Source organism: Holzapfeliella floricola DSM 23037 = JCM 16512, from assembly GCF_001436605.1.
GTDB lineage: Bacteria > Bacillota > Bacilli > Lactobacillales > Lactobacillaceae > Holzapfeliella > Holzapfeliella floricola.
The window spans coordinates 438,515-447,035 of sequence record NZ_AYZL01000020.1; the positions used below are offsets into that span (position 1 = coordinate 438,515).

An 8,521-nucleotide genomic window follows, 5' to 3' on the forward strand; every position below is an offset into this window, starting at 1 on the left:
AAACTTTAATTTTATTAGCACTCTCTCTTAAGACTCTTTTAAAACTTTCAAAACCAAATCTCATTTTTAATTTTAGACTATCTCTAGTAGAATGAAAGTAATTACAAATTAGAGGAGTTCTTTTGATGGAAGAAATAACAATTGATAGTTTAACTCAAACAATCAAAAAAAGGGAAACTCATAGTCATAAGGGTAGTTATGGTAGACTGCTACTTATCGGGGGAAATTATAATTATGGTGGTGCAATCACAATGGCTGCTAAAGCAGCTATTTATGCAGGCGCTGGTTTAGTGAGCGTGGCTACACATTCTATTAATTTACCCGCCCTACATGCCAGCGTGCCGGAGGCAATGTTCGTGGATTGGCGTGATCAAAAAACCTTAGTACAGTTAATTAAACAAGTTGACGTTGTTGTTTTGGGTCCTGGATTAGGCCAAGATGACTATGCTAAAAAACTGATGACTCTAGTTAAGGAATCAATTTCGACTAATCAAACGATTGTATTAGATGCTGATGCATTAAATAATATTGCCCAAAATACATCCTTAACCCCTAGAGCTGCTAAAAAAATCATCATGACTCCTCATCAAGTTGAATGGCAACGATTAACAGGATTAAAAATGAACTTTCAAGATGAAAAAGCTAACCAAACCTACTTAAAATACATTGCTAAAAATCTCACGGTTGTCTTAAAATCTGAAAAAACAACCGTATTTCAAAATGAATGTGAACCTCATTTCATTGATATTGGCACTCCTGCTATGGCTACTGGTGGTATGGGCGACACATTGGCTGGTATTATCGCAGCATTTATAGGACAATTTGGTGAAACAGCCGACACAATCTATGCAGCAGTTTATCTGCACAGTTTTATTGCCAATCATTTAAGCAAATCAAACTATGTTGTACTACCTTCAAGGCTTATTGATGAAATTCCACATTTTATGAGTCGTTACAGTCAAAAATAAAAAAAGCGAAGGCCTTAATATAATAGGTCCTCGCTTTTTTTATTTCGTTTTAAGCATTATAAGTTCTTCGTCAGTTAAATCACGATACTCGCCAGGCTTTAAGCGTTCATCTAATTGGAGTTGCCCAATTTGTACCCGATGTAGCTGGAGCACTGGTTTTTTGACTTGTTCAAACATCCGTTTAACTTGATGATACTTACCTTCGTGAATAGTCACTTCAATTATTGATTGATTTTGTGGCAATAATTTAACCGTTTTAACCTGGGCAGGTTGCGCTGTAAAATCTTTAAATTGCATCCCTTGACCAAATAACTCTTTATCAGATTCAGTCAATTGTCCATCAATCACAGCTTGATAAATCTTGGGTACTTTTTTGCTAGGATGAATAATTTCATGGACAAACTGCCCATCATCAGTCACAACTAATAACCCGGTCGTATCTTTGTCCAGTCGACCTGCTGCTACTAACTTTTCAACATGAACTTCCTCTCGAAAATAATGCAAGAATGTTTGATGCTTGGCATCTCGTGTAGCAGTAATAACGCCTGTTGGCTTATTAAACATGAAATAGCGATCTACCAAAGCTGAGACAATTTGATTGTTTACCATGACTTGATCAGTGTCTTTTAACTTTTGATTAGGTGATTTTATTGACTTGCCATTGACTTTAACTTGCTTTTGCTTGACTAATTTTTTTACTTCTGCTCGAGTACCAATTCCACTATTGGCTAAAAATCGATCTAAACGTATCATGATATCTTCAATCTTCTCCTAATGCCTGCCACCTTTGAGCCAATAATACGGTCAGCTAGTCTTGTTTTCAGTACCAGATAACCATAAACAGTAGCTCCAATCAACACGCTTACTACAAAAATAAATAAGTAACTCAATTTGCCATCTGGACGCATTAACCAAATCAATCCAGATTCAACAAGTTTTGTTGGAATAAACATAAATACTGAAAACAAAACAATTCCCGCAAACCGCCGCTTAGTTCTTTCACCACTATAACGAAATCTGACTTTTAAGTGATGTAGCATTAACCATGATGTTATGCTCATTCCTATTCCTGTTGCAACTAAAGGTCCATAAATTTTGAATAATGCAATTAATGGATACTGTAAGACTAACTTAATTACAATTCCAACTATTAAATACAAAATAGCTAGCCTGTTTCTTGAAAGTCCCTGTAAAATTGCAGCTAAAATGGTAAATAATCCTAAAGCAATAGCTACAAAAGATGACAGGTATAACACACTAATACCTAAAGCATCGTAGTTATAGAAGACACTATATAAAGAAGTTGCTACTGCAGCCATTCCAAAGCTACTTGGAATCATAACGAATAAAAATAATTCTAACGTGTCATCAATATGTGCTGTGATTTCTGGAAAGTTTTTTCTAGCATGCGCACCCGATAATAATGGAATTGCAGTCACAGCCATAGCAGTAGCCAATGAAATTGTAATCATAATTAGCTTGTTGGCATTTAATCCGAATAAGGCATACCAACTATCTAATTGATCAGTTGAAACTTTCACAAAAGTCCCCATAAATTGATTGAATGTGTATTGATCAATTAGTTGGAATAACGTGATTCCTGAGTCAATAATAATAAAGGGAATCGATTGTCGAACAATTTCTTTGAATAAATTCCCAGTAGAGACACTGATTGCATTATCACTATTGAGTACAAGGTAATCCATTTGTGATTTCTTTTTGTAGTAGTAAAAAATTAACAATGCTAGTCCTGCTAGGGCACCTACAGCTGCCGCAAAAGTTGAATGCGTAACTGCTAACACGTAATCGCCACTACTATGTAATTTCATAATAATGTACGTTGCACCCAACATATAAATCACGCGGAATAGCTGCTCTACAAACTGAGACAGTGCCGCTGGCGCCATATCATTGTACCCTTGGAAATACCCTCGGATTAAGCTCATAACTGGGATTAGCAATAACGCAGCAGATAGGCTTTGCATAACCTGAATTTGACGCGGATCATCTCCTGCTAATAATGGCGAAAAATAATACATCGCAATAGTTGAGATAACTCCCAACCCAAGCATTAACATGATGCCTCGATGAAATAACTTTCGCCCAACACCATACTCATTTAAAGCGTTATAATGGGCAACTTGTTTGGCAATAGCTCCTGGTATTCCAGCAGTTGAAATAATGATGAATAAGCTATAAATATTATAACTTCTTGCCGTCAGTGCATTGGCGATATTGCCATGACTACCCATCCAGGCAAACCAAGGAATAATATAAAGTGCTCCTAAAATACGTGAAAAGATAGAGCCCATCGTCATCCAAGCGGACCCTCTTAAAAGAGTATTCTTTGACGTGGTTTGATTTTGATTATTTTCTTGCATATTGATTCCTTACTTAGATATTTTGATATATCTCTATAATATCAAAAAGCACTTTATAAAAAGTGCTTTTTGCTTAATTTATATAAAATTTTAAACCACAATATTCACAATTTTTTGTGGAACCACAATCATTTTGCGAATTTCCTTTGAACCAATTTGAGCTTGAATCGTTTCATCAGCAAGAGCTTGTTTTTCAATAGTCTCTTTAGTAGCTTCAACTGACACCATCATCTTGCTCTTCAACTTACCGTTAATTTGAATAATCATTTCAACAGTATCTTCTACTAGTTTAGATTCATCAAATGTTGGCCATGGTTCATAACTGATACTATCATTATGACCTAGAACTTGCCAAATTTCTTCCATCATGTGTGGGGCAATTGGGGCAAGTAATTTAACAAATCCTTCAGCCATTTCACGGTTAAGTGCTTTTGCTTTATTAGCTTCATTAACGAATACCATCATTTGAGAAATTGCAGTATTAAAGTGAAGCGCTTCGAAATCTTCTGTAACTTTCTTCACAGTTTGGTGATAGATTTTATCTAAATCTTCTGTTGGTGCATCTACAATTTTTTTAGAAAGTTCATGTGTTTCTTCGTTAACAATCAAACGCCATACACGATCTAAGAAGCGACGTGTTGAGTTTGGACCATCAGCTGCCCAACTGGTTGAAGCATCTAAGGGGCCCATGAATAATTCATACATTCTCAAGGCATCTGCACCATATTCTTGTACCACATCATCAGGGTTAACACCATTTCCTTTTGACTTGGACATTTTTTCATGGTTAGCACCCAAAATCAACCCTTGATTAAATAATTTTTGGAATGGTTCTGGAGTTGGGACAACACCAATATCATATAAGAATTTATGCCAGAATCTCGCGTATAGTAAGTGAAGAACGGCGTGTTCTGCCCCACCAATGTATAAATCAACTGGTAACCATTGTTTTAATTTATCGTAATCAGCTAATTTTTCCTCATTGTGTGGATCAATGTATCTTAAGTAGTACCATGAACTACCAGCCCATTGTGGCATTGTATTTGTTTCACGACGACCTTTACGACCGTTTTCATCAACAACGTTCAACCAATCTTCAATACGTGCAAGTGGTGATTCCCCTGTTCCAGATGGTTTAATATCTGATGTTTTAGGGAGCGTCAATGGTAATTCTTCTTCAGGTACTAGCGTCGTTTCGCCATCTTCCCAGTGAATAACAGGAATGGGTTCACCCCAGTAACGTTGACGTGAAAATGTCCAGTCACGTAGTTTGTAGTTAACCTTGCGTTCTCCAGCTTGATTTTCTTCTAACCAATCAATCATTTTTTCAATGGCTTGGGCTTTGTCCATGCCATTTAAGAAACCTGAGTTAACATGTGTGCCGTCTTCAGTATAAGCAGCTTGTGTTACATCGCCACCTTCAACAACTTCTCTAACAGGTAAATCAAATTTTTGAGCAAATTCAAAATCACGTTCGTCGTGAGCAGGAACTGCCATTACAGCACCTGTCCCGTAGCTAACTAAAACATAATCAGCAATCCAAATTGGTAATTTGTCGCCATTTACTGGATTAATCGCATAAGAACCTGTAAATACCCCTGTTTTTTCTGGGTTTAAATCTGTTCGATCTAAGTTACTCTTCAACGCTGTTTTTTCAACATATTCATCAACAGCTGCTTTTTGTTCAGAAGTTGTAATTTGTGCAACTAGTTTATGTTCAGGTGCTAATACAACATAGCTTGCACCAAATAGTGTATCGGGTCTAGTTGTGAAAACACTGAAATCTTTATCAGTTTCATCAATGTTAAATTTGATTTGTGCACCGGTTGATTTACCAATCCAGTTACGTTGCATTTCTTTAATGTTTTCTGGCCAATCAACTAATTCTAAATCTTCAAGTAATCGTTCAGCATATGCTGTAATTCTTAACATCCATTGACGCATTGGCTTACGGTAAACCGGGAAACCACCACGTTCAGTTTTACCATCAATAACTTCTTCATTAGCAACAACTGTTCCTAAGTCAGGACTCCAGTTAACCGCAACTTCATCTTCATAAGCTAGTCCTTTTTTGTAAAGTTGCTCAAAAATCCATTGTGTCCATTTATAGTATTTTGGATCAGTTGTTTTAACTTCACGGTCCCAATCATATGAAAATCCTAGTGAATTAATTTGTTTTCTAAAACGTTCAATATTTTCATCTGTAAATTCTGCTGGATCATGTCCAGTATCTAACGCATATTGTTCAGCAGGTAATCCAAAAGCGTCCCATCCCATTGGATGCAAGACATTGTATCCTTGAGCACGTTTCATTCTTGAAACAACATCGGTTGCTGTGTAACCTTCAGGGTGTCCAACGTGAAGTCCTTTAGCTGAAGGATATGGAAACATATCTAAAGCATAAAAGTTATCCTTTGATGAATCTGTTGTCGTTTTGAACGTTTTATTTTTTTGCCAATAATGTTGCCATTTTTTTTCAATATTTAAATGTTCATAACTCATATTTTGTTCCTCCTAAATAAAAAAGTCCCATGATTAATAATCATAGGACGAGTTAATTTCGCGGTACCACCTAAGTTTTGCACAATAGTTGTACAACACCTCAATGTCTTTAACGCTGACTAGACGTGCAAACCAAAAACAATCAGTAAGTTCATTATGGTAACAATATGCTCGCATCACCCGCATACTTTCTGCTCAGTTACTAAAATAATTACTACTCTGAAATAATTTGCGATATAATAACTATACTTTATCACATCGTAAAAAAAATACAAGGAGTCATTTATGATTTTTAATTCAAAGTCTTTTAAAAATAAATGGATGTACTTGGGCATTGCTAGTCTTTTTGTTTTTATTATCTGGTTAATCTTAGTAGCAAATCATGCTGAATTTATTTCAAAAGTCGATATATTATTTACTCAACTATTACAAAATCAGTTTACTTATCATTATAAAAATTTGGTTATTGCGATTACTTTGCTTGGTAATCCACTACCCATGGTTGCAATTAGTGCCGTTACTTTTGGATTTTTATTTTATCAAAAAAAATATCAGCTTGGTCTACTTATGGCAGGCTCTGGTCTCAGCATTTTACTAACCAACCTATTGTTAAAAGAGTGGATTGCGCGTCCAAGGCCTTCATCAATTATGCACCTTGTCAATGCTAGGGGATTTTCTTTTCCGAGTGGCCATGCAATGAATAGTTTATTTCTTTTTAGTGTATTTTACCTAGTTTACAAACCCTATATTCCTCAAAAACTGCAATTTATTTTTAAAATCTGCTGTGTTTTATTTCCACTACTAATAGGAATAAGCCGTGTGATTGTTGGTGTTCATTATCCTTCCGATGTTATTGGCGGTTTTTTACTAGCCATTGTTGGTACTGCCATCTTTTATACGTGTTTGCTTAATAAAAAAAGTCTCGCTTAATTTAAGCGAGACTTTTTACTTAGATATTTTCTTTTAGTTCATCAGTTTTATCTGTTCTTTCCCATGGAAAGTCTTGATCTGGACGACCAAAGTGTCCATAAGCAGCTGTTTTTTGATAAATTGGTTTCTTCAAATCTAACATTTTAATAATACCTGCTGGACGCAAATCAAAAACTTTACGAACAGCTTTTACTAATTGTTCATTTGAATAGTCACTACTATCATAAGGGTCAATCATAATACTTACAGGTTGTGCCACACCAATAGCATAAGCTAATTGTACTTCACATTTTGTAGCAAGGCCTGAAGCAACAATGTTTTTGGCAATATAGCGTGCTGCATAACTGGCTGAACGATCTACTTTTGTAGCATCCTTACCAGAAAAAGCACCGCCACCGTGGCGAGCATATCCACCGTAGGTATCAACAATTATTTTACGCCCTGTTAATCCTGCATCTCCTTTTGGTCCACCCAAAACAAAACGACCACTAGGGTTAATAATATATTTAGTATCTTTATCTAAATAATTTGCTGGAATAACTTCAGAAATAATATTAATCATTTCTGATTTAATTTCATCATTTGTAACTACTTCATCATGCTGTACGCTTAAGACAACTGTGTCCACTCGTACAGGTTTATTGTTTGTATCATACTCAACAGTTACTTGAGCTTTAGCATCTGGTCTTAAAAAAGATAAGCTATTAGTTTTTCTTTTTTGAGAAATTGTTCTCATTAATTGATGTGCTAATGAGATTGGTAATGGCATTAATTCAGGTGTTTCATCAACCGCAAAACCAAACATTAGTCCTTGATCACCAGCTCCAATTTGGTCAAACTCATCTTTATCAGTTTTATTTTCACGAACTTCTAAAGAATCATTAACACCACCAGCAATATCAGGTGATTGTTCATCAATATTAATTAAAACAGCACAGTTTTCGCCATCAAAACCTAGGCTTGGATCATTGTATCCAATTTCTTTGATTTTGTTACGTACAACGCTTTGAATATCAACATAAGCGGTTGTACTAATTTCACCAACTACCAGAACCAAGCCAGTTGTTACAGTGGTTTCACAAGCAACTCTGGCATTTGAATCTTGTTCTAGTAAAGCATCCAAAATAGCATCTGAAATTTGATCAGCTACTTTATCTGGATGACCTTCAGAAACAGACTCAGATGTAAATAAATATTTTTCCATTTTTATTTCCCCCTTCGATTCGGTTACAAGGCATATCTAGTATTTAACTAGATCCTATCGGGAACACAAGTAAGAATCAACAGTAATTAAAATTTGTTATAAAAAAAGACCAGCTTATAGCTGATCTTTTTTACGGTCCCAACCGGATTTGAACCGGTGATCTCCTGCGTGACAGGCAGGCGTGATAACCCCTACACCATGGGACCTAAGTTATGGAGGATACAGGGATCGAACCTGTGACCCCCTGCTTGTAAGGCAGATGCTCTCCCAGCTGAGCTAATCCTCCGAAAGTGACCCGTACGGGATTTGAACCCATGATACCGCCGTGAAAGGGCGGTGTCTTAACCACTTGACCAACGGGCCATATTAAAATATGTAATTACGGAGAGTAAGGGATTCGAACCCTTGATACGAGGAAAACCCGTATACATGATTTCCAATCATGCTCCTTCGGCCAGCTCGGACAACTCTCCACAATAACTCCGGTTGTCAGACTCGAACTGACGACAGCTTGATTAACAGTCAAGTGCTCTACC

General features: G+C 36.3%; 6 protein-coding genes, 4 tRNA genes and 1 riboswitch. Of the genes, 2 read left to right on the forward strand and 8 right to left on the reverse strand.

The genetic code is table 11. From position 1 onward, the window contains the following. Positions 1 to 125 precede the first annotated feature (125 nt). Complete coding sequence (locus FC86_RS06380) at positions 126 to 968, forward strand: NAD(P)H-hydrate dehydratase (protein ID WP_056975232.1); 843 nt, start codon at positions 126 to 128, stop codon at positions 966 to 968. A 39-nt stretch (positions 969 to 1,007) separates the two neighbouring features. On the opposite strand, the gene FC86_RS06385 is transcribed toward FC86_RS06380, so the two are convergent. The 3 genes from FC86_RS06385 to leuS form a co-directional block, all read right to left on the reverse strand. Further along, positions 1,008 to 1,721: a pseudouridine synthase gene (locus tag FC86_RS06385; protein ID WP_056975233.1), complete on the reverse strand. Its 714-nt coding sequence runs from the start codon at positions 1,719 to 1,721 to the stop codon at positions 1,008 to 1,010. Beyond that, complete coding sequence (locus FC86_RS06390; RefSeq protein WP_056975234.1) at positions 1,718 to 3,349, reverse strand: putative polysaccharide biosynthesis protein; 1,632 nt, start codon at positions 3,347 to 3,349, stop codon at positions 1,718 to 1,720. The genes FC86_RS06385 and FC86_RS06390 overlap by 4 nt, the downstream gene beginning before the upstream one ends. 90 nt (positions 3,350 to 3,439) lie before the next feature. After that, the gene (gene leuS / locus FC86_RS06395; protein ID WP_056975235.1) at positions 3,440 to 5,851 is read right to left on the reverse strand and encodes a leucine--tRNA ligase; all 2,412 of its coding nucleotides are present in this window, start codon (positions 5,849 to 5,851) and stop codon (positions 3,440 to 3,442) included. Between the two features lie 285 nt (positions 5,852 to 6,136). On the opposite strand from leuS, the gene FC86_RS06400 reads away from it, so the two are divergent. Next, a complete protein-coding gene (locus FC86_RS06400) occupies positions 6,137 to 6,781 on the forward strand; it encodes a phosphatase PAP2 family protein (RefSeq protein ID WP_056975236.1) in 645 nt (214 codons plus the stop codon). Positions 6,782 to 6,800: 19 nt separating this feature from the next. Here the strand turns inward: FC86_RS06400 and metK are convergent, their stop codons facing one another. The 5 genes from metK to FC86_RS06425 form a co-directional block, all read right to left on the reverse strand. Continuing rightward, positions 6,801 to 7,985: a methionine adenosyltransferase gene (gene metK, locus FC86_RS06405; protein ID WP_056975237.1), complete on the reverse strand. Its 1,185-nt coding sequence runs from the start codon at positions 7,983 to 7,985 to the stop codon at positions 6,801 to 6,803. After that, positions 7,983 to 8,063, reverse strand: a riboswitch (SMK box riboswitch). Its footprint overlaps the gene before it by 3 nt. 55 nt (positions 8,064 to 8,118) lie before the next feature. Then, positions 8,119 to 8,191, reverse strand: a tRNA-Asp gene (locus tag FC86_RS06410). 7 nt (positions 8,192 to 8,198) lie between these two features. Beyond that, positions 8,199 to 8,271: transfer RNA gene (locus tag FC86_RS06415), tRNA-Val, on the reverse strand. A 5-nt stretch (positions 8,272 to 8,276) separates the two neighbouring features. Next, positions 8,277 to 8,348 (reverse strand) — tRNA-Glu (locus FC86_RS06420). Positions 8,349 to 8,367: 19 nt separating this feature from the next. Then, a tRNA-Ser gene (locus FC86_RS06425) sits at positions 8,368 to 8,458 on the reverse strand. Between the last annotated feature and the right edge of the window lie 63 nt (positions 8,459 to 8,521).

Excerpts from the sequence above, each read along its gene's own strand:
- metK (WP_056975237.1), bottom strand. The coding sequence starts at position 7,985 with ATGGAAAAATATTTATTTACATCTGAGTCTGTTTCTGAAGGTCATCCA.
- FC86_RS06380 (WP_056975232.1), top strand. The coding sequence starts at position 126 with ATGGAAGAAATAACAATTGATAGTTTAACTCAAACAATCAAAAAAAGG.
- FC86_RS06400 (WP_056975236.1), top strand. The coding sequence starts at position 6,137 with ATGATTTTTAATTCAAAGTCTTTTAAAAATAAATGGATGTACTTGGGC.
- FC86_RS06385 (WP_056975233.1), bottom strand. The coding sequence starts at position 1,721 with ATGATACGTTTAGATCGATTTTTAGCCAATAGTGGAATTGGTACTCGA.
- FC86_RS06390 (WP_056975234.1), bottom strand. The coding sequence starts at position 3,349 with ATGCAAGAAAATAATCAAAATCAAACCACGTCAAAGAATACTCTTTTA.
- leuS (WP_056975235.1), bottom strand. The coding sequence starts at position 5,851 with ATGAGTTATGAACATTTAAATATTGAAAAAAAATGGCAACATTATTGG.